Here is a 22,879-nt window from a genome sequence, read left to right on the forward strand (position 1 = left end):
AGCCAGAGCGGCGCCTCGAGTGCCCTCGGGTCGGCCGGGTGATGGGGAAATGACGACGGCCCCGGTGTCGTTCCCGCCCGCCGAATCGAAACGGATAAACCCACCTTCGTGGTTAGTACGAGATGAGCCGAGGTAGCCTAGCCTGGCCAAGGCGGTTGCTTCGAGAGCAACTGTCCTCACGGACTCGAGAGTTCAAATCTCTCCCTCGGCGTTTTCTGAGCGTCTTGCGAAGAAAACGGCGGAGTGATTCGAATCAGGGAGTGGAGCGGAGCGGAACGACCGTGGTTCAAATCTCTCCCTCGGCGTTCTCGCGAACTCGACGACGAGCGTAGCGAGGCGTCCGTGAGCGAGGACGCCTGCATAGTTTGAACCCAGCGAGTCACAGCCCGCGCAGTGAGCGAGGCGAACGAGCAGGACTGTCTTGCGCTGGTTCAAATCTCTCCCTCGGCGTTTTCTGAGCGTCTTGCGAAGAAAACGGCGGAGTGATTTGAATCAGGGAGTGGAGCGGAGCGGAACGACCGTGGTTCAAATCTCTCCCTCGGCCTTATGGAGGTAGGCTGCATCGGTAAGTGACGCGAATATCCGCCGAAAACGAGTCTCAGCCCCCGACGAGGCCGAGTCGTCCCATCGCACCCATGACGCCGAAGCCGACGACCAGGACGATGGTGATCCCGTAATACACCCGCTGCCAGGTGGTCGGCTGGAAGGGTTCGGGGAGGTGTTTGTCGACGATGTAGTAGTTCGCGATGTAGAAGAACACCTGGAGGATGGCCATCAGGGCCGCCGAGAAGATGACCAGCGTCACCGGCAACTGTCCGATGACGAGGATCGGAACGATACTCGCGATACCCATCGCCAGGATGAACAGCCGTCGGTACCGGTCGGTGTCGACCTCACGGTCGAGGACCAGGTCCAGGACGTCCGCGTTGACGCGGGCCGCACCATCCATCACCGTGATCACGGTCGAGTAGAGGGCGGCGAAGGCGCCGACGATCAGGACGTAAAACGACCACGGACCGAAGCTATCCTGCAAGAGGTTTCCGATGGCGAGGGCCACGTTCTGGTCTTTCGGTGGCGTCGGATACAGGACCGAGGAGGCCAGGAAGATCATGCTAACGATCAACACGAAGCTGAACCCGAAGGCGATACGGAAATCGCGTTTCCCGACGTCCATCCACGCGCGGATGTAGTCGTGGTACTGTTCGTCGTGCGGATCGCGGTTCTGCTCGCGGAGCGCGCGAGCGCCCTGTTCTTTCGCCAGACTCCAGCTTCCGATGGTGACGGTCGTACTCAGCCCGGTCGGCGCGTAGCCGGCGATGGCGGCGAACAGCCCCAGGAATCCGGGCGCCGTGACGTCCGGGACGGCAAAGGTCGTCTCCCTCACGACCGTGGCCGAGGGCGGCGCGACGAACAGGCCGAGGACGATCAACAGCCCGAGGGTGACGACGAATATCTTCATCAGGTTCTCGAGCCAGGAGTACCGGGAGGCGAGGGTCAGGGCCATCGCGAGGCCGATCAGTCCGACGTAGAGCTGGATCGGCGTCAATCCCGGGACGAGTGCGGCCGCGAACGTCGCGGAGGTGAATCCGACGGCCGCGAGGATGGTCGTCCAGCCGACGAGATAGATCAGGAGCGTCAACCACTGTCCCCAGTGGGCCGGGCCGGGGAGGTCGCCGTACCCCTCGACGGGGTTGCGGCCCATCCCGTAGTTGTACCGGATGCCCAGTTCCCACCCGCCGTACTTCGCCAGATACACCAGGCCGACGATCCAGACAGCGAAGAGCCCGTACAATCCGCCGAGCGTCGGTGCCAGGACGATGTGGCTGCCGCCGATGCCCAGGAGTGCCCACATGAGCGATGGTCCCAGGTGCTCGCGGACGAACCCGGTCCAGCCCTCCGCCGGGTATTCGAGATCCGGTGTTGTCCCTGTCGATGACATGCGTGTGATTGCCACTTACGCAGGGTGTACAAAACGGTTCCGTATCGGACGTCGGTGTCGGTTGACGGCCGGGTCCGTTCGTCGCTGTTCGCTGCTGTCCATTCCGGGTGCCGGACAGACGAAAATGGCGGTACCGAGACGAGTCAGTCGTCGGCCGGTAGCTCGTTCCGGTCGCCCTCGGTGGGCAGGAGGCGGTCGAGGCCGTCGACGATGGCCTCGACGCTGGCGCGAGTGATGTCCACGTCGCTCGCCGTGACCGACGCCGTCCGATCGCCGACCCGGAGGGTCACGTCGACGGTCACGACCGCGTCGGTGCCGCCCGTGATGGCGTCGACGTGGTACTCGTCGAGGCGGAACTCGACACTGCCAAGCGCCTCACGCACCGCTTTCATTGCGGCGTCGACCGGCCCGCTGCCGGTCCCGCTGGCGACCTGTTCGACGTCGTTGACCCGTAACCGGACGCTCGCTGCGGGTGTCCCGTTTCCGCTGGCCGTGGTCAGATCGAGTAGTTCGACGTTCCGCTCTCGGTCGCGACCGGTCACGTCTTCGGTGATGGCGAGCAGGTCGGTGTCGGTGACCCGTCGACCGCGCTCGCCCATCTCCTTGACCCGTGAGACCACGGTGGCGAGGTCCTCGTCGGTGACTGTGACGTCGTGTTCGGCGAGGGCTGCCTTGACGCCGGCACGGCCGGCGTGCTTCCCGAGGACCAGTCGCCGTTCACGGCCGACCGCCTCCGGCGGGTAGGGTTCGTACATCCGCTCGTCCTTGAGCGTCCCGTCCGTGTGGATGCCACTCTCGTGGGCGAAGGCGTTGTCCCCGCTGACGGCCTTGTTCGGTGGGAGCACCACGCCGGTCGCGTCGGCGACGAGACTCGACAACCGGTAGAGCTGTTCGGTATCGACCGTCTCGACGTCGTAAGCGTGCCAGAGCGCGATGGCGACCTCTTCGAGTGCCACGTTGCCGGCGCGCTCGCCGATGCCGTTGACCGTCGCGTGGACCAGGTCCGCGCCAGCCGCGATGGAGGCGAGGGCGTTCGTGACCGCCAGCCCCAGGTCGTCGTGGGTGTGCGTGCTGACGGGGCCGTGTTCGACGAGTCGGGAGACGGCCTCGAAGGCGTAGTCCGGGCTGGCGTGCCCGACGGTGTCCGCGAACGCGAACCGGTCGGCGCCCGCGTCCATCGACGCGACCATGAGGTCCTCGAGGAAGTCGAGGTCCGCACGGCTGCCGTCCTCGCCGATGACCTCGACCCAGAGGTCGTGGTCGGTCGCGTACTCGACGAGGTCGACTGTCGTCTCGAGGACGCCCGCCTTCGTCGTTCCGACCTTCTCTTCGACGTGCCGGTCGCTGGCCGGAACGACGAGGTTGACCCCGTCGACGTCCACGTCGAGCGCGAGGTCGACGTCGTGTCTGACCCCGCGGGCGAAACTGGTCACGACTGCGTCTAGGTCCAGGTCGGTGACGCGGTCGATGGTGCGCTGCTCGCCCGGTCCGGTGCAGGCGCTTCCCGCCTCGATTACGGAGACGCCGGCCCTGTCGAGGTGCCGGGCGATCTCGGCCTTCTGTTCGGGCGAGAGGGAGACCCCTGGTGCCTGCTCGCCGTCTCTGAGCGTCGTGTCTAGTAGCTGTACGTCGTCGTCCATGGAGGTGAGGCTATTCCGCACCCCGAATAAATCGATCCGCGGTCATCGCTGCCACAGCACAGTGATGGCGGTCCCTCTATATAAATCCGTCAGTCCGACAGATTTCGCAACTATTGCTCAGTCGGCGAGTCGGACGGTGTCTCCGACAGAAACGTCGTCGGCGCCACCCGCCGTCAGTTCGACGAGGGTGTCGGCTTCGTGGGCCGCGATGCCGGTCCAGGGTTCGAGGCGTTCGATCCGGACGACCTCCTCGTCGACGATCCAGATGACGTCGAGCGGTTCGAAGACGAACAGCATGTGGACGTCCCGGTTCCCGACCGAATCGAAGCGAAAGACGAGTGCGAAATCGTCCGGGATCGACCGGCGGAACATCAGCCCACGCATCTGGGCGAGGACGGAATCGGCGGTCTGGACGTCGGTGGCGAGGCGTCGGATCTCGCCCGCTCGTTCGTGGCGCAGGTACACATCCGGGAGTCGGGGGCGCGGTCGAAAAGCGTTACTCTCGGGCGCCCCCAGGGCGGATATGAAGAAGACGCCGACCGGCACCTCCGTCGGCGTGGACGACCCGTACGACCACGCGGGCGTCTGCGATCACGCGACCAGCGACGGGCGCTGCCGGTTCGCCTTCGACTTTCCGGGCCAGGACCCCGAGTTCTCCTCGGCCAGACGCGCCGAGGAGTTCCGGTGCCCTGTGGCGGACGACGAGTGGACCTGGGCCGACTGTCCCCATTATCGGTTCCGGGAAACGGACCGCGAGTGTGCGCGTTGTGGCCTCACGGAGCGCCGGGACGCCCACGATGGCGGACGTCCACTGCTCGAGGAGCACCACCTCGCCTACGCCGACGACCGCGACGTCGGCCACGAGATAACGGTGTACCTCTGTCGGTGGTGTCACGCCAAGGTCCACGACTCGTGGGCGCGTGTGGGCGACGACACGAATCCAGATCCCGAGGCGCTGGCCGCCCGCGAGGAACGCCGGAGCAGGGAACTCTCCGAACTCTCCTTCGAGTCGGCTGCCGACCGATTCGACACCGAGGACTGATCCGGGTTGTGGTGATGAGATGAGTTTTTAGGGGCGTGCCGAATACCAAGTCCCAATGACTCGTATCCTCGTCGTGGACAACCACGGCCAGTTCACGCACCTCGAGCATCGCATGTTACGCGACCTCGAGGGCGTGGAGACCGGCCTCGTCGACAACGACACCCCGCCCGAAGCGATCGACGCCGACGGCCTCGTGCTCTCCGGCGGTCCGAGCATGGAAGAAGCCGGTAACGCCGCGGACTACCTCGACCTGGACGTGCCGATCCTCGGCATCTGTCTCGGCATGCAACTCATGGCCGAGGCTCTCGGTGGCGAGGTGGGCGAGGGAGAGTACGGCGGGTACGCGGACGTCGACGTCACCATCGTCGAGGAGGACGATCCGCTCGTCGGATCACTCGCGCCAGCGACCCGCGTCTGGGCGAGCCACGCGGACGAGGTCACGGTCCTGCCCGAGGGGTTCGAACGAACGGCGACGAGCGACGTCTGCGACATCGAGGCGATGAGCGATACCGACCGCGACCTGTACGGCGTCCAGTGGCATCCCGAGGTCGCTCACACCGAGGAGGGCGAGGCGGTCTTCGAGAACTTCAGAGCTATCTGCGAGTGAGATGACGGAGACGCAGGGCGAACTCGCGGCGCTTTCGAAGTACATCTTCCGCGCGCCGAGTTGGCGGGCCACCGTCCCCTTTTCCCTGCTCATCGCCGCACTCGCGGGGGTCGCGGCCTTCGACTCCCGGTTCCTTCTCGAGGATATCTGGCAGGGGATCTTCTTCATCGGTGCGCCCACGCTCGTCTCGGCGGCGGCCACGACGCCCATCGACCGGTGGCTCGGCGGTCAACTCACGTTCACGCGCTCGTCTTTACTCGCGACCGTCGGCGAGGTCGTCCTGGTCGCGCTGGTGAGTCTCGCGGGTATCGTCACCGTCTTCACCGACCTGGGGCAGAACTTCGTCTTCGACGTCCTCATCGCGGCGCTGGCGCTCGTCTTCGCCATCCGATTGCTCGTCGTCCTGGCGGTGTCGCGGACCTCCCCGCTGCTCGCGTCGATCCCGGCGAGCATTCAGACGTTGACCTCGGGGCTGGTCCTGTTCGTCTACAGCGGGACGATGAACTACTTCTCCATCGGTGGTCCCTACCTCCAGGCCATCCTCTCGCGAACCGAAGACGCCCCGTCGGAGATCACTCAGGCGTTCATCCCGAGCGATTTCGGGCTCCTCGTCGCGATGTCGGTGCTGTACGGCGTGGTTGCCTACGGATTCGTCCTCGCCATCGACCGCCCGTGGCAGCGGAGTCTCGGGGTGAGTTCTCTCGACTTCATCCAGGGGTTTATCGGCCACGTCGCCGAGGGGTCCCGAGAACTCGAGACGTTTTTCGAGCAGATCGGCGAGCGGTCGATCGTCCCGGTGACGGTCCTCTCGTTCCGCCGGGAGAAGGGGGACGAGAAGGCGCGGTTCGTGCTGCCGATGATCCATCCCGGCCCGATGGGCGAGATCGGGGGTGGGAATCTTCCCCAGCGAGTCGCCGAGTCGACCGCCGGACTGGCGTTTCCGCCCCACGCCACGGCAGGACACGACTTCAACCTGGTTACCGAACGCGAGGTCGGGACACTCATCGACGCGGCCGAGTCGGCCCTCGAGACCATCGACTATCACGGCGAGGCCACGCCAGCGATACGGTCGGTCGAGGGCGAGGCCAAGATACTCGGGCAGCGGTTCGGCGAGGACGGTCTGCTCGTCTCCACGTTCGCGCCGACGTTCACCGACGATGTCGACTACTCGGTCGGCCTCACGACGATGGCGGAAGCACGGGTCGCGGGCCTTGAGGACGTGCTCCTGGTCGACGCGCACAACTGTAACAATGGACTCGAGGGCGATGACCTTGGCCACGTCGTCCCCGGGAGTGGTCGCTCGTTCGAGATGATGCAGGCGGCGTCCGCCGCGGCGGACCGACTCGTCGAGGCCGACACGGAACCGATGGGACTCGGTACCGCGTGGGACCGAACGACCTGGCGTATCGAAGACGGCATCGGCCCCCTCGGCGTACGCGTCGCGGTCCTGGAGGTCGGCGAGCAACGAACCGGCTACGTTCTCATCGACGGCAACAACATGGAACCGGGACTTCGCGACCGACTCCTGGAGGCGGTCGATGATCTCGATGCCATGGAGGTGATGACGACGGACACTCACGTGGTTAACACGGTCGAGTCGACGAACCAGGTCGGTGACGCCATCGAGGAGGCGGCACTGGTCGACCTCGTCGAGTCGCTGGTCGCAGAGGCACTCGAGGACGTCGAACCGGTGGAAGCCGGGATGGCGACCGAGCGGGCCGAAGTGACCGTCTTCGGTAACGACCGCACGGAGACCCTCGCCAGCCAGGCGAACGCGGTCATCTCCATGGCTGGCTGGCTGGGAGCCGCCGTCATCGTCGCGACGGGAGCGATCAGTCTCCTGGTGTTCCTTGTCACCTGAGACGATCCCTGGCTACCGGAAGAACCCGCTCACTCCGAGAACAGGTCGTCGACGGCCGCCCGTGCAGTGAGCGCCGCGTCGTCTGCTATCTGTTCGATGTCCTCCTCGACGTCCGGAGCGAACAGATAGACGTCGACGGTGAGGACACCGTCCTCGAAGGTGACGGTGACGTCGATATCGTCGACGTCGGACTGACGGAGTCGGGAGAAGACGAATCCCTGGGCCGCTTCTGCTGCCGTTTCGACGACCGTCTCGTCGCTCGGCATCCGCCTTACGCGCCGCCGGGACCGCCGAGACCGCCGGGCGAGGGGGCGCCGCCGCCTCCGCCGCCACCGAGGAGGCCCTGCAGTTCCTCCTGGAGGGACTCGAACTGCTCGCGGACGCGGTCCTCCTGCTTCTCGAGGGTCTGGACGCGGACCTCGAGTCGGTCGACCTTCTCGTCGAGGTCCTCCTGGGCCTCGGCGTAGTCGGTCTTGATCATCAGTTCGCCGACCTCGCGATACATCGTCGCGTCTTCGTCGATGTCCTCGAGCTCGTCGAGGGCGTTCTGAGCGTCGTTGAGCTGGTTGTTCGCCTGCTGCTTCTGGACGGCGACCTTCTGTGCCGTCTCTTGGAGCTCTTCGAGCTCTTCGATTTTCTCCTGCGCTTCAGGAGGCAAGTTACCCTGCATACCTGGCCCGAGGCGGTCCCCGCAGAAAAACCCCCGGTCTTGTCCTAAAGCGACGGTATCACTTTGACGGTGGCCACCGTTGGTCGACGCATGTACGATCGACTCCTCGTCCCGATCGATGGCAGTCCCGAGAGTCTCGAGGCGGTCGACGAGGCGGCGGCGCTCGCTGGGGCGCTCGACGCCGAACTGACGGGGCTGTACGTCGTCGACACTCGGGATTACAGCACCATCCCCGAGGCGAAGTGGATCTCGCTCGCCGACGAACTCGAACGGGAGGGAGAACGCGCCCTGGAAGAAGCCGAACGACGGGCGGAGGCCGCGGGCGTCACGATGACAACGGTCGTCGACCGGGGCATCCCCCACGATTCCATTATCGAGTACGCGGACGAGATCGGTGCAGACGTCATCGTGATGTCGACGCACGGTCGGACCGGTCTCGACCGGTTCCTCCTCGGGAGCGTCACGGAGAAGGTGATCCGGAGCACCGAGTTGCCGGTGCTGGTGATCCGGGCGCAATCCACCTAACCGAGGACGGCGAGGACGGCGTGGGCGACGCCGATGGCGACGACGCCCCCGACGATGGAGCTCACCGCGTTGACGACCGCACGAACGCGTTCGCCCGTCTCCCAGAGGCGGACGGTCTCGTAGGAGAACGACGAGAAGGTCGTAAAGGACCCGGCCAGCCCCGTCCCGAAGAACAGGCCGAGCTGGCCGCCGACGCCGCCGAACGCGAGCACAGCGAGCAGGAACGATCCGAGGACGTTGACGGTGAACGTTCCGAGCGGGTAGTCCTCCACGTCGATCGTCTGGCCGACCAGGTGCCGGAGCACCGCGCCGAGTGCACCACCCGTTCCGACGACGTGTGCCGGGTCGACCGGGATCATCGGCGGTCACCCCCGTCCAGGCGGAGCGCCAGCCATCGACCGGCGAGGACCCCCGCGAAGCCGAGCGCGTAACTCGTCGTGACGTAGCCCACGCCGTAGATGCCGAACCCGACCGTCTCCAGGGCGAACGTGCTGTAGGTCGTAAACGAGGAGAGGAACCCGGTCCCCACCACGATACGGCTCCGTCGCGAGATGACCCCGGAGTACCGGGCCTCGTAGAGCAGGAATCCGAGCGCGAAACTCCCGAGGACGTTGACGAGCAGCGTGCCGGACGCCCCGCCGACCGCGTCGCCCACCAGGTGCCGCAGATTCGCCCCCGCGAACCCGCCGATCGCTATCAGGACGAGCGATTCGGCGGTTCGGATCGTGTCGGAGGTTCCCGCTGTCATGTCTCTCCGCGATGGACAGCAGCCGTGGCGTCGGCGGTTGGGGCGGGCGGATTCCGTCGCCCGGTCGTGTCGTCTACCGGTCCGCGACGGTCTCGCAAAAGCGCTGTGGTCCACCGACGCCCGCGACGGACAGATTGGTAAGCCTACCCCCGATACGTGGAGGTATGGCAGGACGTGCCCTTCGGGTCGGACTCGTGCTCGTGGTGACGGGCATCGTCGTCGGCGGGTCGGTCGGTGCCGTCATCGGTGCCTCGATGGTGCTGCCCGGCCCGGCCCTCCAGGCGCCGGGTGGCGTCGGGGATACACCAGTGACAGCGTCGCACGAGAACGCGACCGCGTACGAGCGACTGTACGAGCAATCCATCGACTCGGTCGTGAAGATAACGGTGACCGCCGAAGCGGGCTCCTCGCAGGGCTCAGGGTTCGTGTACGACGACTCGCACATCGTGACGAACGAGCACGTTGTCGGATCCGTCGACGAGGTCGGCGTCCAGTTCGCCGACGGCAGTCATCGAACGGCGACCGTCGTGGGCGTCGACGCGTACACCGACCTCGCCGTGATCCGGGTACCGGCCATGCCCGATAGCGCCCGTCCCCTCCCGACGGCCGCGACCGATCCGCGTCCCGGCGAACCCGTCGTCGCCCTGGGTGCCCCGTTCGGACTCGAGGGGACCATCACTCACGGCATCGTTTCCGGGGTGAACCGCTCGATGCAGGTCGAAGGTGGGTTCGCCATCCCCGATACGGTCCAGACCGATGCCCCGATCAACCCCGGCAACAGCGGCGGGCCGCTCGTCTCGAGCGACGGGGCGGTAGTGGGTGTCAATCGTGCGAAGGGTGGCGATAACGTCGGCTTCGCCATCTCCGCGGCCGTCGTCGACCGGGTGGTGCCCGAGCTCATCGAGGACGGGGAGTACGAACACGCCTACATGGGCATCAGAAGCGTCCCCGTCACGCCCCAGCTCGCCGCGGTGAACGACCTGGAGCGCGCGTACGGGGTGATGATCGTCGAGACCGACGCGTCTGGCCCGTCCGATACGGTGTTCCGAGTCGCCGAGACCCGTGACGTGGACGGTATCACCTACCCGACCGGCGGAGACGTCATCGTGGGTATTGGGGGCAAGGAGATCCACACCTCCCAGCAGCTATCTCGGTACCTCCTCCTGCACACGAATCCGGGCGAGACAGTCTCGGTGACGGTGATCCGCGACGGCCAACGGGAGACGGTCGAGGTGACGCTGGACCGGCGGCCAGTCGTGGACGACGGCTAGAGGCCAGCAACCCGTTCGGCGACCTCGACGAGCGAGAGCCAGGTGTTCTGCCCCGCTCGCAGGGCAACCAGATCCGAGGCGGTCACGTCCACCGTTACGGTCGCCCCTTCGCGGTCGATACGCGCCTCGGTCCGGTCACCCTCGATATCGCCGACCTCGACGCCGACGCTGCGCTCGACGATGGTGGCCGTCCGAACCGAATCGTAGGAAACCGTGAGCGTCGTGCGATGCACTACTGCACGTCGACTTCTTTGACGTCGCGGCTCCGCTCTTTCAGGAGGACGCGATGTCCGCAGTAGGGACACCGCACGCCGCCGTACTCGTCGAGTTCGACGTCGCGTTTACAGCGGGAGCACTTGTACGCCATGGTCAGTTCTCCGATTCCTCGGCCTCTTCGGCGGAGAGCGCGGTCCTGATGGACCGGCGGGTGGCCCGACCGCCGGGCGTCTCGGGACGGTACGCGCCGCCGGTGTACTTGTATCCACAGCGTCCACACTCCCAGATGCCGGTACCCTGCCGCGAGACGGCAGCGGACCCACAGCTGGGGCAGACGTGGTCGTCGTGCATGTCGGATTCGATCTCGGAGACGCGGCGGCGGGCGACCCGGCCATATCTGGCACCGAATCGACCGGCGCTGCCGGTCTTCCCTGGTCCCTTGCGTGCACCCATAGTACCCGTCTGTACCGCCGGTGCGCATAAAAACGTGTTGAGTCGAGACGCCCCCGTCTCCCGTCGCTACGGTCAGGTTTCCTCGCGAAGGTCGGCCTCCGAGAGGGCTCGATTCAGATCGTCTCGGACTCGCTCGCCGGTCTCCCGGTCCATCGCGGTCGTGACGATTCGATTCTCCTGGACCGAGGAGCCGTCGCGGATCAACAATCGCACGTTCCCGTTGTTATCCGCCCGCGTGGCCTTGGCCCGGACGCCGGTTCGCGATCCGGAACCGCCCGCGTCGATGGGTCCGGGGATGATCTTCTTCACGTGGGGGTGGCCGGCGATGGTGGTGATGGCGCGCTCCCCGTCGCGGTTCCCGATGACCGTCGAATGCGCCCCGCCGATCTTCGCGGCCGCCGGTTTCTCGACGACGGCCAGGTCGCGGTCGCCCCGCCGGTCGAGGACAGCAGCCACCGGGTCACTGTTCGGCACCCGGTAGACCGGGTAGTGCAGGTCCGCGCGCACGGCGGTGATGACGTCGAGGTCGCCGGCGGCGTACACTGCTTCCGGGCGCTTCCGTCGGATCTCGTCGGCGATACGACCGGCGAAGTTCCGGTGCTGGACCGTCGACAGCTCCTCGTCGGTCTCTGGAACCGTCGTCACGTGGGTCTCGCCCAGCACCGTCTCGCCGTCGAGGATGGTGAGCGTCGCCCGTGAATCGGCCACCGAGACCACGACGGCGTCGGCGTTCTGCCCGTCACAGACCAGGCAGTAATCGCCCGGTCTGTCGAGGCTCCGGCCGCAGTGGCCACACTGCATACTCGATGGGTCACGCTCGCTCGGTATATCGTCGGCGGTTGCACTCAGTGTTCGAGCGGGCTCGTCTTGAGGTACTCCCGCAGGGCGACGGTCGCGTACGACCCCTTCGGGAGCGAGAAGGAGACCGTCAGGGGGTCCCACTCGATCGACGGATCGAAGGGGAGGAGGATGGCACGTCGCGTTCCCCGCGATCCGAACGCGCCCGGCAGGTCGAAGTCCTCGGGAGCGAGGTCGAGAGTCGAGAGCACCTCGCGTTCTATCTCGCCCTGCTCCCCGTCCGCGAATTCGGTCTCGGTACCGACGAGCGGTGCCGTCACGAAGGCCCGACCGCGACGGCAGTGTCGACCGACGACGTCCACGCGCTCGGCGGTGACCCGCTGTTCCCGGTCGACGTCCGGGATGGGGAACGCCGCCGGCGCGTCGGTGTCGGCGAAACAGGCCACGTCTCCTGGGATGGGTTCGTGGAACGGGAGCCCGCGGGCCAGACGGGCGCTCAACATCTGGTTGAACGCGTAGGACTGGGCGGCGTTGACGAACAGGCGCTGGATGTTCTCGGGGAACGTCTCGAGTGCCGCCCGGAAGTCCGCGGGCTCGGTACCGCCCGTCTCGACGAGGCTGTGGAGCATCGTCCGCTCGTACCGCAGTCGTCCGGGAAATTCAGCGAGTGCCGCCTGCCAGTCACGGGTCTCCTCGACGAACCGGCGGGCGTCCTGTGAACTGTCCGGTTCGTTCTCGTTGGGATTCCCGAGATAGGCCATGACGGCTCCCTCCCAGTCCCCACGGACGATGGCCAATCCGACCTCGTGGGTGATCGGTCGATAGCTACCGAATCGTTGGTGGCCGAAGTAGTTGGGGACGGCGGGGACGCCCCCACCGAAGGCTTCGAGCTGGTTCGTCACCGCCGTCGCCTGCGACGGTCGCGGGGGGTCACGCACCACTATCTCGAACTCGTTGCCGAGCAAATCGCCGAACTGGAGTCCCCGCCCGGCGCGACCGACGACCCGGATGTCGGCACTGGACACCTCGGGAACGTCGTCCGCGTCGAGATCGCGGACGCTGAACAACTGGGTCGTGACCGCGTCCTTGTCTTTCGTCCCTGCCCACGTCACTCGCTCCCGGGAGATGCCGACCCGGTTGGCGAATTCGCGGGCGAAGTCGTTCGTGTCCATCTCCCGCAGGGTCGCGCGCACGACGAGCCAGGGGTAGTCTCCAGGATCGGCGTCGGCGGGTTCCGTCGAGAACCGCTCTCGTTCCACGACCCGGAAGTCCTCGGGACGGTCCCGCAGGCGACCCCCGGTGCCGTCGGCGTCGGCGACGTAGTATTCCATGCCGAGCGCTCGTTCGATCTCGTGTGCGCGACGCATTCACCACGACTTGGGGCTCACCGGGAAAAACCGGCGCGGTTCGGTCGCGCGAAGTCGACGGTCAGTAGAGTGAGAGATCGCCAGTAATCTCGTCGACGGCCCGATCGTCGGCCGGACCGATGGCGACCGTGGTCGGGGTGTCGGGGTCGAGTTGGGTATGGCCAGCGTCCCGGATCAACCCGGTCGGGAGTCCGGCCGCCTTCGCCCGCTCCTGGAGTTCGTAGAGGGCGCGTTCGCCGTCGACCTCGAGAACGATCTTCTTCTGCCCTCCACGCTTCCAGTCACGCTGGACCGCGTCGCTCGCGTGCTCGTAGGCTTTGAGGGAGGCGTGGGCCACCTGCGCGGCCAGTTTTCCCTCGCCCATCCCGAGGTCGGCGCGGGCGACGATGGCTTGTTTCATGGGTGGGAATCGACGCGCGGGCCCTTTAGCGGTGTGCATCGCGTCGGTGCCGGGACCAGTGCATTGATTTTAAGCCACGGGGTCTCCCTCTTGGCTGTATGATCCTCTCGGACGGCGATATCCTGGATCGGCTCGAGGCCGGCGACCTCGTCATCGAGCCTATCGGGGATATCGACCTGCAGGTGCAGCCGGCGAGCGTCGACGTCCGTCTCGGCCGGGAGTTCCTGGAGTTCCAGCGGGCGAACATCCCGAGCATCCATCCCAACAGCGAGAACGAGACCGAGGACTACACGACGGAGACGGTCATCGACGACGACCGCGAGTTCATCCTCCACCCGGGCGACTTCGTGCTCGCCACGACCAAAGAGCGCGTCGAGATACCGCCTGACCTCGTCGCGCAGGTCGAGGGCCGGTCCTCGCTGGGCCGCCTTGCTGTGATAACCCATGCCACAGCAGGCTTCGTCGATCCGGGGTTCAGAGGCCGTATAACCCTCGAACTGTCGAATCTCGGAACCGCACCGGTCGCGCTCACGCCCGAGATGCGCATCGCACAACTCGTGTTCACCGAACTCAAGACGCCGGCCCGGAAGCCATATGGGGCCGAGCGCGGGTCGAAGTACCAGGACCAGACGGGCCCCGAGGCCTCGCGGATCCAGGGCGACGAGGAGTTCACCCGAGACAGATGAGATTCATCGAGGAGGTCGTCGTCGACGAGTTCCTGCCGACGTTTCGGTCGATGCTGGCCGCCGATCTCCGGGACCGCGGTCTCACCCAGCACGAGGTCGCACAGGCACTGGGTATCAGTCAGAGCGCGGTTTCGAAGTACGCCCACGGTGACATCCCGCGTCGGGCGACCTTCGAGGAGGACGAGCGCGTCCAGGAGACCGTCGACCGTCTCGGTGCGGGACTCGCGACCGACTCGATGTCGACGGTGCAGGCGCTGATCGAGGCGGAGATCCTGATCCGGCGGCTCTCTCGGCCGGGGGACCGCATCGCGGCACTCCACGAGGAACTCGTCCCGGAACTCCGCGAGTACGACTACGACTTCCGCGCGGAGGAGTACGACAGCGAGGTGCTGACCCGCGAGCGCGTCCGATCGTCGGTCAAGCGCGGTCTTCGGATCCTGGAACACGCGAGCGGGTTCGCGACGCTGATTCCCGCGGTCGGCTCGAACCTCGTCGAATGTCTCCCCGACGCCGACTCGGTCGAGGACGTCGCCGGCGTTCCCGGGCGCATCTTCGACGTGAAAGGTCGGACGGAGATCCCAGCCGAACCCGAGTTCGGTGTCAGCGAACACGTCGCGTCGGTCCTGCTGGCGGCGCGCGCTGGGGGGAGTACTGCGAGGGCGGCCCTGAACGTCGGCTACGACGCGTCGATCGTCGAGACGCTCGAATCGACCGGTCACGAGGCCGTCGCCTTCGACGTCGACACCGAGCCGGCGCCCGAGGCGGTCGAACGGGCGGTCGCGTCGAACCCCGAGGCGTCGGTGGTCTACCAGACCGGCGGATTCGGGGTCGAGCCGATCGTGTACGTCCTCGGCGAATCGGCGAGCGAGGTCGCAGGAATCGCCCGAGATCTCCGGTGACTGCGGCTTCCCCGTCTCACTCGCCGCCTGCACGGATCCGCGCTTCTGCCTGGTCCAGTGCCCACTCGCGGTCGAAGTCGTCGACGATGTGCTGTAACTCCTCCCGAGCGGCCGATTCGAGAGCCCGGGCGTGCGCCGTGATGTTCGGGATCGCCCGCAGGATGTTGTCGATGACCGGAATCGCGGCCGTTCGAGGCGACCGCGACAGCGGGTTCAGATCGATCACGATCTCCACCTTCCCCATCTCGGCGAGGGCTTCTGCCCGGTCGCCGTCCTCCAGCGGGACGAGGACGACGTCGGCGTCGTGGATCCCCTCGGCGTCGACTTTCGCTCGTTCGTGTTCGAGTCCCGGGATGCGTTCGTCGGCTTCCAGCCCCTTGACGGTCGTCGCACCGTGGTCGCGGAGGTGCTCGGCGATGGCTTCCATCCGCTCCGGGGTTCGGTTGAACAGGTTGACCTCCAGGTCCGCGCCGACGACCTCGGCGAGGTCCACCAGTTCGTCCGGGACCAGCGCGGCGGCGTTGCCGTTCACGGAGAGGACCGGATGGTCGGCCAGCAGCAACTGCGCAGCGGCCGCCCGCTCGGCGGCGTCGGCACTCGGGATCGTCTCCTCGCCTAGCAGGTAGTCGAACGCCTCACCCCGCCCCTCGGCGATGAGGCCCTGCCTGCTCGTGATGCCGGCGTCCACGCCTGCTTCGATGCGGTGGCGCGTCACGAGTGAATCGTGTCGGGGGTGGTCGGCGGGGATGTCGCCCTCGTCGGTCATGGTTGCTCTCGCCAGTCCAGGGCCAAAAATCACGCGTTCGACCGGCCGCGGGGCGTACCCCCTATTCAATCCGGGGTCTCGGTACCGGTCGACTCGGTGGGTGACCGATCGTCGTCCAGCACTCCTTCGGTCCAGCCGCCCCGACGGAACCAGACCACGGCGACGACGAAGGCGGCCAGTCCGCCGAAGGCGAAGCCGAACCAGATCCCGATGACGCCGATGCCGAATCCGAGCGTCGTCGTGTCGGTCGCCCAGGGAAGGACCAGCGTGGTGGAGAAGGCGAGCACGAGCGCGATGGGGACCCGGAAGACCCAGCGCGAGAGCAGCGACAGCGCCATCGCGACGCGGGTCTGGCCCGCGCCGCGGAACGCCCCCTGGACCACCATCGTCCCGCCGAAGAAGGCCCACACCGGCGCGATGACGTAGACGAACGTCCGGCCCTCCGCGACGATGGTCGGGTCGTCGATGAAGATACGGTAGAGCGGCTCCGGGAAGGCCATCGCGACCACCGTCGCTGCCGCGAGGAACGCCATGGTCCCGCCGGTCGCGATCCACGTGACCCGTCCCGCGCGGTCGGGGGTCTTCGCCCCCAGATTCTGGCCGACGCCGGTCGCCGTGGCCTGGCCGACAGCGCCCGCGACCGACCAGGTGACGGACATCATCCTGACGCCGATACCGTAGGCCGCGATGGCGGCCGTTCCGAAGGGCGTCACGAACGAGGCCATCACCACGGCGGCGGAACTCCGCGCCCAGCCGTCGAAAGTTGCGGGGTAGCCGATGGCGATCAACTGGCGCATGACGCGGCGGTCTGGCACGAGGTCGGAGCGGTACAATTTGACGCCGTAGGTCCCATCCAGGAGGACCGCGATCCCGACGACGGTCGCGAACGCTCGGGAGGCAAGCGTCGCCCAGGCGGCCCCTCTGGTGCCTAGCGCCGGAAACGGTCCCCAGCCGAGGATAACGAAGGGGTCGATCACGACGTTCATCCCGGCGGAGACCAGAACGAGCCACATCGCCGTCCTCGTGTCGCCCGCCCCCTGGAGAGCGGCCCTGAACGCGAAAAAGAGGAAGGTGAGCGGGAGCGAGAGGAAGATGATCTCGATGTAGGCGAGGGCGTCGGTGTAGACCAACCCCTCCGCACCCATCGTCGTGAGGAGTTCGTGTCGTACTAGCCAGCCCCCGATGGCCAGTGCGGCCGAGACGGCTAGCGCAAGGACGACGGTCTGTCCGACGACCCGGTCGGCCTCGCGGCGGTCGCCGGCACCGACGTGCTGGGAGACGAGGGCGATGGTCGCCGCCGTGATGCCGATGGCCGTCGAGACGAACATCCACGAGAGCGGGAACATCAACGAGACGGCGGCGACGGCCTCGCCGCTCACTCGGCCCACCCAGAACATGTCGGCGAGATTGTACGCCGTTTGCAGGAGATTGCCGAGGACCAGCGGCCAGGCCAGGGAGGCCAGTTTCGGCCCGATGGCCCCCGTGGTCATGTCGATGCCCTTGCGCTCGAGGTCTGCCACTACCCATCGGATGGGTGCGGGCGCGGGAAAAACGCTTCTACAGTGATGGCTGAGCCGATCCCGACCCGGTAGGTTCCCGAGTGTTATTGGGGGTGACGCCGTATGTACCGGTATGACACAGGGGGCGGGACGCACGAGGCGACGGTTGCTCCAGGGGATCACGAGCGCGGCCGTATTCGGTGTCCTCGCGGGATGCCTCGATTCCACTGACGGTGACGACGATCCGGCGACGACTGCGAGAACCGCGACGACTGCGAGAACGGAGACGACCGCCGCATCTGTAGCGACCACCGGAGCGGATTCGGGCACTGGTGGCACCGGTACGCAACCGGAACTCGACTTCCGGGAGGCGAACGTCGTCGAGGTGGCGGCCGACGGGAAAGACGGGAGCTACACGTTCGACGTCACGCTCCACCACGACGACGATGGCGAGGAGGGCTACGCGAACTGGTGGCAGGTCGAACGGCTGGACGGCAGCCGACTCGGTCGGCGCGACCTGCTCCACGCCCACTCTCGGCAACCGTTCACGCGGTCGACGACCATCGATATCCCGGGTGACGTGACCTGCGTCGTGGTCCGTGGTCACGACGAGACCCACGGGTACGGTGGACAGTCGATGACGGTCGATATCGAGTCGGGAGAGACCCGTACGATAGCACAGGGGTCGGAACCGCAGGCCGTGGACGAGAGCGACTGCCCCTAAGCGACACGACGAATCCTCGCGACAGTATCCGGCGCCGAAACAGCGGTCGTGGCGGTCTACCGACGCGGCTGGACATCTGCGGTCCGATCTCGCCGTTCCAGGAACCCACCGACCGCGCCACCGACACTCGCGAACACGACCGGGTAGACAACGCCGGCGATGACGACCGCTGGGAGGAGGTCGGGTGCGCCGCTGGCACCGAGGGCGGTGACATCGAAGAGGAACGCACCGGCGACCGACAGGACAAGATAACTCGGGATGACCGCCAGCCCGAACCGTGCTCCGTCGCTCGGGGTGGCTGCCCGCTGGTGTCGCGACAGTGCCAGCCCGGCCGCAAGCAGCAGGAGTGGCGGGATGACGTACAGGAGGGTGGTGAACCCGTCCTGCCCGCCGATGAACGTCCCGGACCGACTGCCGACGAACGGGATGTCCCGGAAGACGATGTCGACGAAGTGGGCGTTGTAGAAGACCCAGCCGACCATCTCGTACGTCGGCGAGGCACCCTCGAACATCTCGACGAACTGGTTCAACGGCGATTCGCGGATGTCCGGCGCGACGATGGCGTAGGTGAACGCGTAGCCGAACAACCACGCGGCGAACCCGACGACGCTTCCCGTGACGAGAGAGCGGCCGTCCATTCGACTCGATTGCATACTCGCATACAGTGGCGCCACACTGATGTAGTATGGCGTCGCTGCCGGACGAATTTCGCCGAATTTGGACGACTTTCGCGCTCTCGAACGCTGAGAATCAGTCCGGGAGCAAGGTGGCCCCGCCCCGTTGGATCCGCGTTCGGTCGGGGTCGTACCCCGCGTCGCTCAGGCCCGTGCCGAGGGCGAAGACGGTACGTCCGAGCATCGCCATCGACGCGACGCCACCGGCGGCTTCCACGTCGTCGACGATCTCGTGGAGGTCGTCGGTGAGAAGACCGGTGTTCTCGGCGAACTGCCGAGACGTCGCCATGAATCGATCCAGCGTGGGTCGTTCGTGGAGGGTCTCGAGAGCGTCGGTCCCCGCGCTGGTGATCCGCTCCGGGCGGTCGGCGAGGACGTCCGGGGTCGAGAGATCACCCCGATCAACGTACTCGACCTCGGCCACGGCGGGGATGCCGTCCATGGTTCCGAACGGTGGCGCTCCAGGTTCGAGGCGGAGTGGGACCCCACCACGTGCTTGCGCGACGACGTCACCGAGGCCCGTTCCCGCTTCGACCTCGGCGACGTGCGCGAGGCGGACGAGTTCGTTCTCCGAGCTTCCGGTCTCGAAGACGGCGTTTGCGGCGAGTGCGGTTCCGAGGGTCATCGCTCCCGAGACCCCGAATCCAGAACCGAGCGGGAGGTCCGAGGTCACGTCGACAGACGCCGTGACGGCCATCTCGTCCAGCAGCCTCTCGACGGCGTCGACGTCAGCGTGCTCGCCGTCGACTCGGATCACGGTTCGTTCGTTCTGGGCCACCCGCACGGTGACGCCAGCCTCGAGGGCGAGGCCCGCGCCCCGTGACCCGGTGGTCGCCGGATCGTCGGTCCGGTGGATGCTGAACAGGCCCGTGATGTGGCCCGGGACGAACGCTCGCACACCGCTCTCGCCGGTCATCGCCGCCTAGGGGGAGAGCCGCTGGCGGTCCCGCGGGAAGATGACGGCCTCGCGGATGTTGTCGAGGTCGAGCATCGTCATGATGAGCCGTTCCGCGCCGAGGCCCCACCCGGCGTGTGGCGGCATGCCGTACCGGAACATCTTGGTGTAGTACTCGAAGGCGTCGGGATCCAGTCCCTGCTGCTCGAAGCCCGCGATGAGCTTCTCGTAGCGGTGTTCGCGCTGCCCGCCGGAGACGAGCTCGAGTCGCGGGTGCATCAGGTCGAAGCCGGTGGAGACGTCGGGGTCGTGGTCGGTGTCCTTGATGTAGAACGGCTTGACCGCCGAGGGCCAGTTGGTGATGAAGTAGTGCTCGCCGAGTTCCTCGCCGAGCGCCTTCTCCGCCTCGGTCGGGAGGTCGTCGCCCCAGACGAGTTGCTCGTCGAGAGCGCCCGTCGCGTTGACCATCTCGATGATCTCCTCGTAGGTGATCCGCTCGAACTCGCCGTCGGGGACGGTGAAGTCGTCGGCGACGCCGAGGGTCTCGAGTTGTGACTGGGCGTTCTCCCAGACCGACTCGTAGGCGGCCGTGACGACCTCCTCGAGGACGTCCATGGCGCCGTCGGCGTCGATGAAGGCGCTCTCGAAGTCGATGGAGGTGGCCTCGTTGAGGTGGCGGGGCGTGTTGTGCTCCTCGGCCCGGAAGATCGGGCCGATCTCGAAGACGCGCTCGAGTCCGGAGCCGACCATGAGCTGTTTGAACAGCTGTGGCGACTGGTTCATGAACGCCTCCCGTCCGAAGTAGGTGATGGGGAAGAGTTCGGTGCCGCCCTCGGTGCCGGTCGCGACGATCTTCGGCGTGTTGATCTCCGTCCCACCCAGTTCGCGGAACTGGTCACGGACGGCGGCGAGGACCTCGGCGCGGACCTCGAAGATGGCCTTCGGTTCGTCCTTGCGGAGGTCGAGCGTGCGGTTGTCGAGGCGGGTCGAGAGTTCGGCGTCGACCTTGCCCGACGGGTCGAGGGGCAACTCGGGGTCGGCCTCGGCGATGGTCTCGAGGCTATCGGGGGTCACCTCGACGCCGGTCGGCGCGCGCGGCTCCTCCTCGACCGGGCCGCTGACCTGGATGACGCTCTCCCGGTGGACCGAGAGTCCCCGCTCGACGAGGTCGTCGTCGAGTTCGTCTTTCTCGAATTTTACCTGTATCTTTCCGGTCTTGTCCCGGAGGATGAGGAACGCGATGCCACCGAGGTCGCGGACCTCGTGGACCCAGCCAGCGACGGTGACGTCGTCACCTGGCTCGGCGTCGGCAGTAAAGGTTCGATCCTGCATGTGTCGCGATATTGGGGGCGCGGCCTTAAACGCCGCCCTTTCGCGTCGGTTGCCGAGGACTGTGACGCCGTTTCCTTCAGTCCCTCAATCGGCGGTGTGGGCGTCTTTTGCGCCCCGAACGGTCTCCTCGACGGCATCGATGCCCTCGTCGTGGAGCAGATTCCCGACGACGACGACGTCCGAGTGTTCGGCCATCTCGTACGCTGAGTCGTAATCGTGGATGCCGCCCCCGTAGAACAGCGTGGCCGAATCGATGGCGTCGCCGGCCGCCTGCACCATCTCCGTGTCTCCCAGTGTCCCGGAGTACTCGACGTAGACGATCTCCTGACCGAACAGGCGCTCCGCCACGGCGGCGTAGCCGGCGACCTCGTCGGGGGTCAGGTCGCAGTCGGCTTCGGTGTACGAGGCGACCGAGGCGTCCGGGTTGAGGACGATGTACGCTTCCGTCCAGGTTCGATCCCAGGCCACCTCGTCGATGCGTGCCCACTCCTTGTGTGCTCCCGTTATCCAGAACGGATCGCCGGCGTTGAACACCGACGGGATGAGGTAGCCGTCGAGTCCCTCGTCCTCGATGACGACGGCCGGATTGCTCGGTTCCTGATAGAGCGGTATGTCGTAGGTGCCACAGGCTTCGACGACCGCCTGCATGTTCTCCTCGGTCATTCCGGTCGTACCACCGATCTCGATGGCGTCCGTCCCGCTGGTACAGACGTCCTCGAAGGTGACTCCGTCCGGGAGGTCCTTGTCCGGATCGACCTTGAGGACGTGGTCCCAATCGTCCCAGGGCCCACTCATATCCTCACTGACCAACTATCGCGCTAAAACCCCTTCGGAACCCGGTTCGTCGGCAATCCCATGCCTCGTCACGACCATTCGCGGTCCAGAACGGCTACCCGTGGATGCCCATCGCTTCGATCTGTTCCTGATAGCGATTCCGGATGGTGACCTCCGTCACCTGTGCGACGTCGGCGACCTCCCGTTGGGTTTTCTTCTCGTTGCAGAGCAACGAGGCGGCGTAGATCGCGGCGGCCGCGTAGCCGGTCGGCGATTTCCCGGAGAGAAGCCCCTTTTCGGCCGTCGTCTCGATGATTTCGTTGGCCTTCGACTGGACCTCTTCGGAGAGTTCGAGTTCGGAGCAGAAACGAGGAACGTACTTCTTCGGGTCGACGGGTTTCATCTCGAGACCGAGTTCCTGGGAGATATAGCGATAGGTTCGACCGATCTCTTTCCGTTCGACGCGCGATACCTCCGAGATCTCCTCCAGACTCCGTGGGATCCCTTCCTTGCGACAGGCGGCGTAGAGCGCGGACGTGGCGACGCCCTCGATGGACCGTCCGCGAATGAGGTCTTCCTTGAGCGCCCGCCGATAGATGACCGAGGCGACCTCCCGTACCGACCGAGGGACGCCGAGTGCACTCGCCATCCGATCGATCTCGGAGAGCGCGAACTGGAGATTGCGCTCGCCGGCGTCCTTCGTTCGGATCCGTTCTTGCCATTTCCTGAGTCGATGCATCTGCGACCGTTTCTTCGACGAGATAGAGCGACCGTAGGCGTCCTTGTCCTTCCAGTCGATGGTGGTCGTGAGCCCCTTGTCGTGCATCGTCTGGGTCGTCGGGGCACCGACTCTGGACTTCTGCTGGCGTTCCTGGTGGTTGAACGCCCGCCACTCCGGTCCGGGGTCGATTTTCTCCTCTTCGACCACGAGGCCACAGTCGTCACAGACGAGTTCCGCTCGGTCCGAACTCTTGACTAGGTGTTCCGACCCGCATTCCGGGCACTCCCGCACCCCCTCGTCGGTCTCTTCTTCAGCAGTGGTTCGCTCCCGCTGGCGAGTGGACCGTGTCATCGCACTTTTATATTAGTTGTT

The 22,879-nt window shown here is 66.3% G+C and carries 28 protein-coding genes and 1 tRNA gene; 9 read left to right on the forward strand and 20 right to left on the reverse strand.

Annotated features, from left to right (window positions below):
• Positions 1 to 126: 126 nt before the first annotated feature.
• A tRNA-Ser gene (locus HSRCO_RS04485) sits at positions 127 to 211 on the forward strand.
• A 387-nt stretch (positions 212 to 598) separates the two neighbouring features.
• Here HSRCO_RS04485 and HSRCO_RS04490 read toward each other — a convergent pair.
• The 3 genes from HSRCO_RS04490 to HSRCO_RS04500 all read right to left on the reverse strand — a co-directional run bounded on the left by HSRCO_RS04490 (position 599) and on the right by HSRCO_RS04500 (position 4,044).
• Positions 599 to 1,939 carry an Nramp family divalent metal transporter gene (locus HSRCO_RS04490; protein ID WP_259519218.1) on the reverse strand — a complete coding sequence of 447 codons (1,341 nt, stop codon included), beginning with the start codon at positions 1,937 to 1,939 and terminating at the stop codon, positions 599 to 601.
• Between the two features lie 143 nt (positions 1,940 to 2,082).
• On the reverse strand, positions 2,083 to 3,579 hold the full coding sequence (locus tag HSRCO_RS04495; protein ID WP_259519219.1) for a 2-isopropylmalate synthase: 1,497 nt from the start codon (positions 3,577 to 3,579) through the stop codon (positions 2,083 to 2,085).
• A gap of 117 nt (positions 3,580 to 3,696) precedes the next feature.
• Entirely contained in the window at positions 3,697 to 4,044 is a 348-nt protein-coding gene (locus HSRCO_RS04500; RefSeq protein ID WP_259519220.1) for a DUF192 domain-containing protein, read from the reverse strand.
• A 58-nt stretch (positions 4,045 to 4,102) separates the two neighbouring features.
• Here HSRCO_RS04500 and HSRCO_RS04505 point away from each other — a divergent pair, with 58 nt between their 5' ends.
• Genes HSRCO_RS04505 through HSRCO_RS04515 form a run of 3 tightly spaced genes read left to right on the forward strand, consistent with a single transcriptional unit; the run spans position 4,103 to position 7,089 of the window.
• Positions 4,103 to 4,621: a hypothetical protein gene (locus tag HSRCO_RS04505; protein ID WP_259519221.1), complete on the forward strand. Its 519-nt coding sequence runs from the start codon at positions 4,103 to 4,105 to the stop codon at positions 4,619 to 4,621.
• 55 nt (positions 4,622 to 4,676) lie between these two features.
• Positions 4,677 to 5,228, forward strand: a complete 552-nt coding sequence (locus tag HSRCO_RS04510) for a GMP synthase subunit A (protein WP_259519222.1) — start codon at positions 4,677 to 4,679, stop codon at positions 5,226 to 5,228.
• A gap of 1 nt (position 5,229) precedes the next feature.
• Positions 5,230 to 7,089: a DUF2070 family protein gene (locus HSRCO_RS04515; protein WP_259519224.1), complete on the forward strand. Its 1,860-nt coding sequence runs from the start codon at positions 5,230 to 5,232 to the stop codon at positions 7,087 to 7,089.
• Between the two features lie 29 nt (positions 7,090 to 7,118).
• On the opposite strand, the gene HSRCO_RS04520 is transcribed toward HSRCO_RS04515, so the two are convergent.
• Together HSRCO_RS04520 and HSRCO_RS04525 are read right to left on the reverse strand one after the other, a co-directional pair.
• Positions 7,119 to 7,355, reverse strand: a complete 237-nt coding sequence (locus HSRCO_RS04520) for a DUF3194 domain-containing protein (protein ID WP_259519225.1) — start codon at positions 7,353 to 7,355, stop codon at positions 7,119 to 7,121.
• A 5-nt stretch (positions 7,356 to 7,360) separates the two neighbouring features.
• Positions 7,361 to 7,759, reverse strand: a complete 399-nt coding sequence (locus HSRCO_RS04525) for a prefoldin subunit beta (protein WP_259519226.1) — start codon at positions 7,757 to 7,759, stop codon at positions 7,361 to 7,363.
• 90 nt (positions 7,760 to 7,849) lie between these two features.
• Between HSRCO_RS04525 and HSRCO_RS04530 the strand changes: the two genes are divergently transcribed.
• Positions 7,850 to 8,284: a universal stress protein gene (locus tag HSRCO_RS04530; RefSeq protein ID WP_259519227.1), complete on the forward strand. Its 435-nt coding sequence runs from the start codon at positions 7,850 to 7,852 to the stop codon at positions 8,282 to 8,284.
• Here the strand turns inward: HSRCO_RS04530 and crcB are convergent.
• Together crcB and HSRCO_RS04540 are read right to left on the reverse strand one after the other, a co-directional pair.
• Positions 8,281 to 8,643: a fluoride efflux transporter CrcB gene (crcB, locus tag HSRCO_RS04535; protein WP_259519229.1), complete on the reverse strand. Its 363-nt coding sequence runs from the start codon at positions 8,641 to 8,643 to the stop codon at positions 8,281 to 8,283. The two genes, HSRCO_RS04530 and crcB, sit on opposite strands and share 4 nt — an antisense overlap.
• Complete coding sequence (locus tag HSRCO_RS04540; RefSeq protein WP_259519230.1) at positions 8,640 to 9,032, reverse strand: CrcB family protein; 393 nt, start codon at positions 9,030 to 9,032, stop codon at positions 8,640 to 8,642. The genes crcB and HSRCO_RS04540 overlap by 4 nt, the downstream gene beginning before the upstream one ends.
• Positions 9,033 to 9,196: 164 nt before the next feature.
• Between HSRCO_RS04540 and HSRCO_RS04545 the strand changes: the two genes are divergently transcribed.
• Positions 9,197 to 10,303, forward strand: a complete 1,107-nt coding sequence (locus HSRCO_RS04545) for a S1C family serine protease (protein WP_259519231.1) — start codon at positions 9,197 to 9,199, stop codon at positions 10,301 to 10,303.
• Here the strand turns inward: HSRCO_RS04545 and HSRCO_RS04550 are convergent.
• The 6 genes from HSRCO_RS04550 to pth2 all read right to left on the reverse strand — a co-directional run bounded on the left by HSRCO_RS04550 (position 10,300) and on the right by pth2 (position 13,537).
• Positions 10,300 to 10,536, reverse strand: coding sequence for a KEOPS complex subunit Pcc1 (locus HSRCO_RS04550; protein ID WP_259519233.1), 237 nt, complete (start codon positions 10,534 to 10,536; stop codon positions 10,300 to 10,302). The genes HSRCO_RS04545 and HSRCO_RS04550 overlap by 4 nt on opposite strands.
• Positions 10,536 to 10,670, reverse strand: coding sequence for a DNA-directed RNA polymerase subunit P (locus HSRCO_RS04555; RefSeq protein WP_259519234.1), 135 nt, complete (start codon positions 10,668 to 10,670; stop codon positions 10,536 to 10,538). Before HSRCO_RS04555 ends, HSRCO_RS04550 begins: the two co-directional genes overlap by 1 nt.
• A 2-nt stretch (positions 10,671 to 10,672) precedes the next feature.
• Positions 10,673 to 10,972 carry a 50S ribosomal protein L37ae gene (locus tag HSRCO_RS04560; protein WP_259519235.1) on the reverse strand — a complete coding sequence of 100 codons (300 nt, stop codon included), beginning with the start codon at positions 10,970 to 10,972 and terminating at the stop codon, positions 10,673 to 10,675.
• Positions 10,973 to 11,044: 72 nt separating this feature from the next.
• Complete coding sequence (locus HSRCO_RS04565; RefSeq protein ID WP_259519236.1) at positions 11,045 to 11,773, reverse strand: DUF2103 domain-containing protein; 729 nt, start codon at positions 11,771 to 11,773, stop codon at positions 11,045 to 11,047.
• Positions 11,774 to 11,817: 44 nt separating this feature from the next.
• Positions 11,818 to 13,137 carry a tRNA pseudouridine(13) synthase TruD gene (truD, locus tag HSRCO_RS04570; RefSeq protein ID WP_259519237.1) on the reverse strand — a complete coding sequence of 440 codons (1,320 nt, stop codon included), beginning with the start codon at positions 13,135 to 13,137 and terminating at the stop codon, positions 11,818 to 11,820.
• A 61-nt stretch (positions 13,138 to 13,198) separates the two neighbouring features.
• Positions 13,199 to 13,537, reverse strand: a complete 339-nt coding sequence (pth2, locus tag HSRCO_RS04575) for a peptidyl-tRNA hydrolase Pth2 (protein ID WP_259519238.1) — start codon at positions 13,535 to 13,537, stop codon at positions 13,199 to 13,201.
• Positions 13,538 to 13,635: 98 nt separating this feature from the next.
• Here pth2 and dcd point away from each other — a divergent pair, with 98 nt between their 5' ends.
• Positions 13,636 to 14,223, forward strand: coding sequence for a dCTP deaminase (gene dcd, locus HSRCO_RS04580; RefSeq protein ID WP_259519239.1), 588 nt, complete (start codon positions 13,636 to 13,638; stop codon positions 14,221 to 14,223).
• Positions 14,220 to 15,122: a thiamine-phosphate synthase family protein gene (locus tag HSRCO_RS04585; RefSeq protein WP_259519240.1), complete on the forward strand. Its 903-nt coding sequence runs from the start codon at positions 14,220 to 14,222 to the stop codon at positions 15,120 to 15,122. The genes dcd and HSRCO_RS04585 overlap by 4 nt, the downstream gene beginning before the upstream one ends.
• A 16-nt stretch (positions 15,123 to 15,138) precedes the next feature.
• Here HSRCO_RS04585 and HSRCO_RS04590 read toward each other — a convergent pair whose 3' ends face one another.
• Both HSRCO_RS04590 and HSRCO_RS04595 read right to left on the reverse strand, forming a co-directional pair.
• Entirely contained in the window at positions 15,139 to 15,888 is a 750-nt protein-coding gene (locus HSRCO_RS04590; protein WP_259519241.1) for a 4-phosphopantoate--beta-alanine ligase, read from the reverse strand.
• 65 nt (positions 15,889 to 15,953) lie between these two features.
• Complete coding sequence (locus HSRCO_RS04595; RefSeq protein WP_396266421.1) at positions 15,954 to 17,378, reverse strand: MATE family efflux transporter; 1,425 nt, start codon at positions 17,376 to 17,378, stop codon at positions 15,954 to 15,956.
• Between the two features lie 142 nt (positions 17,379 to 17,520).
• Between HSRCO_RS04595 and HSRCO_RS04600 the strand changes: the two genes are divergently transcribed.
• A complete protein-coding gene (locus tag HSRCO_RS04600) occupies positions 17,521 to 18,111 on the forward strand; it encodes a hypothetical protein (protein WP_259519243.1) in 591 nt (196 codons plus the stop codon).
• A gap of 56 nt (positions 18,112 to 18,167) precedes the next feature.
• Here HSRCO_RS04600 and HSRCO_RS04605 read toward each other — a convergent pair whose 3' ends face one another.
• From HSRCO_RS04605 to HSRCO_RS04625, 5 genes are all read right to left on the reverse strand, one after another.
• On the reverse strand, positions 18,168 to 18,764 hold the full coding sequence (locus HSRCO_RS04605) for a hypothetical protein (RefSeq protein WP_259519244.1): 597 nt from the start codon (positions 18,762 to 18,764) through the stop codon (positions 18,168 to 18,170).
• Positions 18,765 to 18,861: 97 nt separating this feature from the next.
• Positions 18,862 to 19,701 (reverse strand): pantoate kinase, encoded by an 840-nt coding sequence (locus HSRCO_RS04610; RefSeq protein WP_259519245.1) that lies wholly within the window; start codon positions 19,699 to 19,701, stop codon positions 18,862 to 18,864.
• 6 nt (positions 19,702 to 19,707) lie between these two features.
• Entirely contained in the window at positions 19,708 to 21,012 is a 1,305-nt protein-coding gene (gene aspS / locus HSRCO_RS04615) for an aspartate--tRNA(Asn) ligase (protein ID WP_259519246.1), read from the reverse strand.
• 84 nt (positions 21,013 to 21,096) lie between these two features.
• Positions 21,097 to 21,807 (reverse strand): phosphoglycerol geranylgeranyltransferase, encoded by a 711-nt coding sequence (locus HSRCO_RS04620; protein WP_259519247.1) that lies wholly within the window; start codon positions 21,805 to 21,807, stop codon positions 21,097 to 21,099.
• Between the two features lie 94 nt (positions 21,808 to 21,901).
• Positions 21,902 to 22,858 (reverse strand): transcription initiation factor IIB family protein, encoded by a 957-nt coding sequence (locus tag HSRCO_RS04625; protein ID WP_259519248.1) that lies wholly within the window; start codon positions 22,856 to 22,858, stop codon positions 21,902 to 21,904.
• Positions 22,859 to 22,879: the final 21 nt, after the last annotated feature.

It is taken from the genome of Halanaeroarchaeum sp. HSR-CO, assembly GCF_024972755.1.
In the GTDB taxonomy this organism is placed as follows: domain Archaea; phylum Halobacteriota; class Halobacteria; order Halobacteriales; family Halobacteriaceae; genus Halanaeroarchaeum.

What these genes read in the sequence shown, in the direction of transcription:
- crcB (WP_259519229.1), bottom strand. Translation starts at nt 8,643, where the DNA reads ATGATCCCGGTCGACCCGGCACACGTCGTCGGAACGGGTGGTGCACTC.
- HSRCO_RS04495 (WP_259519219.1), bottom strand. Translation starts at nt 3,579, where the DNA reads ATGGACGACGACGTACAGCTACTAGACACGACGCTCAGAGACGGCGAG.
- HSRCO_RS04530 (WP_259519227.1), top strand. Translation starts at nt 7,850, where the DNA reads ATGTACGATCGACTCCTCGTCCCGATCGATGGCAGTCCCGAGAGTCTC.
- aspS (WP_259519246.1), bottom strand. Translation starts at nt 21,012, where the DNA reads ATGCAGGATCGAACCTTTACTGCCGACGCCGAGCCAGGTGACGACGTC.
- HSRCO_RS04505 (WP_259519221.1), top strand. Translation starts at nt 4,103, where the DNA reads ATGAAGAAGACGCCGACCGGCACCTCCGTCGGCGTGGACGACCCGTAC.
- HSRCO_RS04590 (WP_259519241.1), bottom strand. Translation starts at nt 15,888, where the DNA reads ATGACCGACGAGGGCGACATCCCCGCCGACCACCCCCGACACGATTCA.
- HSRCO_RS04515 (WP_259519224.1), top strand. Translation starts at nt 5,230, where the DNA reads ATGACGGAGACGCAGGGCGAACTCGCGGCGCTTTCGAAGTACATCTTC.
- HSRCO_RS04510 (WP_259519222.1), top strand. Translation starts at nt 4,677, where the DNA reads ATGACTCGTATCCTCGTCGTGGACAACCACGGCCAGTTCACGCACCTC.
- HSRCO_RS04625 (WP_259519248.1), bottom strand. Translation starts at nt 22,858, where the DNA reads ATGACACGGTCCACTCGCCAGCGGGAGCGAACCACTGCTGAAGAAGAG.
- HSRCO_RS04525 (WP_259519226.1), bottom strand. Translation starts at nt 7,759, where the DNA reads ATGCAGGGTAACTTGCCTCCTGAAGCGCAGGAGAAAATCGAAGAGCTC.
- HSRCO_RS04560 (WP_259519235.1), bottom strand. Translation starts at nt 10,972, where the DNA reads ATGGGTGCACGCAAGGGACCAGGGAAGACCGGCAGCGCCGGTCGATTC.
- dcd (WP_259519239.1), top strand. Translation starts at nt 13,636, where the DNA reads ATGATCCTCTCGGACGGCGATATCCTGGATCGGCTCGAGGCCGGCGAC.
- HSRCO_RS04540 (WP_259519230.1), bottom strand. Translation starts at nt 9,032, where the DNA reads ATGACAGCGGGAACCTCCGACACGATCCGAACCGCCGAATCGCTCGTC.
- HSRCO_RS04605 (WP_259519244.1), bottom strand. Translation starts at nt 18,764, where the DNA reads ATGCAATCGAGTCGAATGGACGGCCGCTCTCTCGTCACGGGAAGCGTC.
- HSRCO_RS04620 (WP_259519247.1), bottom strand. Translation starts at nt 21,807, where the DNA reads ATGAGTGGGCCCTGGGACGATTGGGACCACGTCCTCAAGGTCGATCCG.
- HSRCO_RS04555 (WP_259519234.1), bottom strand. Translation starts at nt 10,670, where the DNA reads ATGGCGTACAAGTGCTCCCGCTGTAAACGCGACGTCGAACTCGACGAG.
- HSRCO_RS04545 (WP_259519231.1), top strand. Translation starts at nt 9,197, where the DNA reads ATGGCAGGACGTGCCCTTCGGGTCGGACTCGTGCTCGTGGTGACGGGC.
- HSRCO_RS04600 (WP_259519243.1), top strand. Translation starts at nt 17,521, where the DNA reads ATGACACAGGGGGCGGGACGCACGAGGCGACGGTTGCTCCAGGGGATC.
- HSRCO_RS04610 (WP_259519245.1), bottom strand. Translation starts at nt 19,701, where the DNA reads ATGACCGGCGAGAGCGGTGTGCGAGCGTTCGTCCCGGGCCACATCACG.
- HSRCO_RS04595 (WP_396266421.1), bottom strand. Translation starts at nt 17,378, where the DNA reads ATGACCACGGGGGCCATCGGGCCGAAACTGGCCTCCCTGGCCTGGCCG.
- truD (WP_259519237.1), bottom strand. Translation starts at nt 13,137, where the DNA reads ATGCGTCGCGCACACGAGATCGAACGAGCGCTCGGCATGGAATACTAC.
- HSRCO_RS04585 (WP_259519240.1), top strand. Translation starts at nt 14,220, where the DNA reads ATGAGATTCATCGAGGAGGTCGTCGTCGACGAGTTCCTGCCGACGTTT.
- pth2 (WP_259519238.1), bottom strand. Translation starts at nt 13,537, where the DNA reads ATGAAACAAGCCATCGTCGCCCGCGCCGACCTCGGGATGGGCGAGGGA.
- HSRCO_RS04490 (WP_259519218.1), bottom strand. Translation starts at nt 1,939, where the DNA reads ATGTCATCGACAGGGACAACACCGGATCTCGAATACCCGGCGGAGGGC.
- HSRCO_RS04520 (WP_259519225.1), bottom strand. Translation starts at nt 7,355, where the DNA reads ATGCCGAGCGACGAGACGGTCGTCGAAACGGCAGCAGAAGCGGCCCAG.
- HSRCO_RS04565 (WP_259519236.1), bottom strand. Translation starts at nt 11,773, where the DNA reads ATGCAGTGTGGCCACTGCGGCCGGAGCCTCGACAGACCGGGCGATTAC.